Source organism: Mesorhizobium sp. M7D.F.Ca.US.004.03.1.1 (assembly GCF_003998635.1).
GTDB lineage: Bacteria > Pseudomonadota > Alphaproteobacteria > Rhizobiales > Rhizobiaceae > Mesorhizobium > Mesorhizobium loti.
In genome coordinates this window covers 1-1462 of sequence record NZ_RZQG01001221.1, presented here as the reverse complement: position 1 = coordinate 1462, position 1462 = coordinate 1, and the positions used below count along the sequence as shown (strand labels likewise).

Genomic DNA, 1462 nt, shown 5'->3' with positions numbered 1-1462 from the left:
GGATGACCTTGGAGTTCATCTCATAGGCGCGCTGCGCCGAGATCAGCTCGGTGATTTCCTTGACCGGGTCGACGTTGGAGGCTTCGAGGTAGCCCTGCTGGATCGTGGCGAAGCCGGGATCGCCCGGGACGCCGACATTCGCCGGCCCCGAAGCCGTGGTTTCCTGGAACAGATTGTCGCCGAGCGGCGCCAGGCCCGCCTCGTTGGCGAAATTGGCGATCTGAAGCTGGCCAAGGTTCTGCAGGGCGGTCTGGCCGTCGATGCGGGCGAAGACCTGGCCGGTCTTGTTGACGATGACCTCGACGGCATCGACGGGGACGTTGATTGCCGGAATGACGGCAGCGCCGTCGACTGTCACCAGCTGGCCGGTGGCGTTGGTGTTGAGGGCGCCGGCGCGGCTGTAGAGCGTGCCGCCGTCGGCACCCTCGATCTGGAACCAGCCCCTGCCGGTGAGCGCCAGGTCGAAACTGTTGCCGGTGCTGGTCAGTTCGCCCTGTGTGTGCACGTTGCGCACGGCCGTCGTCTTGACGCCGAGGCCGATCGACACACCCTCCGGCACCAGCGAGGCGTTGGAGCGGTTGGGCACGCCCTGCGTGCGATCGACCTGATAGAGCAGGTCGGAGAATTCAGCACGGGCGCGCTTGTAGCCAGTGGTGTTGATGTTGGCGATGTTGTTGGCGATGACTTCCAGATTTGTCTGCTGGGCATTCATGCCGGTGGCGGCGATGGCGAGTGCTTTCATGGCGGAATTCCTCAGATGCCCATTCGACTGACTTCGAGATAGGCGGAAACCACCTTGTCGCGAATGGCGACGGCGGTCTGAAGCGCCTGCTGCGCACTCATCACGGCGTCGACCACCTGACGGGTGTCGACGTCGCCCTTGAGCGCCTGTACCGACACCTGCTCGGCATTCTGCAGCGTGTTGACGGTCTTGGAGGCTGCCTGGCTCAGCGCCTCGGCGAAGGAGCTGCCGATGTTGCCGCCAGCCGAAGGTGTCGCGCCGCCCTGGAGCAGGCTTGTCACCGCGTCGTCGCCACCGATCGACGGCTTGAACTGAAGGGCTCCGATACCGCTGATCATTACTGGTTCCTCATCAGGTCGATGGTCATGGAAATCAGGTCGCGCGCCTGCTTGACGACCTGAAGGTTGGCCTCGTAGGAGCGGTTGGCCTCGGTCATGTCGGCCATCTCGATCAGCACGTTGACGTTGGGCATCTTTACGTAGCCCTTTTCGTCGGCGGCCTCGTTGCCGGGCTGGAATTCGACAGGAAAGTCACTGGGATCACGATCGATCGAGTTCACGGCAACCGTCGCGCTGCCGGAGGCCCGGTCGAGCTCGGAGACGAAGCTGATGGTCTTGCGGCGATAGGGGTCGGAGCCGGGCGCGGTGCCGGTCGACTGGGCGTTGGCGAGGTTTTCGGAAACCACGCGCAGGCGCTCCGACTGGGCGCCGAGGCCGGATG

General features: G+C 64.3%; 3 protein-coding genes. All 3 read right to left on the bottom strand.

Annotation, left to right across the window (positions count from 1 at the left end; genetic code table 11):
• Positions 1–742, bottom strand: a 742-nt coding sequence (gene flgG / locus EN935_RS35780) for a flagellar basal-body rod protein FlgG (RefSeq protein ID WP_127374212.1), incomplete at its 3' end; no start/stop codon positions are given.
• Positions 743–753: 11 nt separating this feature from the next.
• Positions 754–1080 carry a flagellar hook-basal body complex protein FliE gene (locus EN935_RS35775; RefSeq protein ID WP_109659400.1) on the bottom strand — a complete coding sequence of 109 codons (327 nt, stop codon included), beginning with the start codon at positions 1078–1080 and terminating at the stop codon, positions 754–756.
• A partial coding sequence (flgC, locus tag EN935_RS35770) for a flagellar basal body rod protein FlgC (RefSeq protein ID WP_127374211.1) occupies positions 1080–1462 on the bottom strand: 383 nt, incomplete at its 5' end. The genes EN935_RS35775 and flgC, both read right to left, overlap by 1 nt.

What these genes read in the sequence shown, in the direction of transcription:
- EN935_RS35775 (WP_109659400.1), bottom strand. Translation starts at nt 1,080, where the DNA reads ATGATCAGCGGTATCGGAGCCCTTCAGTTCAAGCCGTCGATCGGTGGC.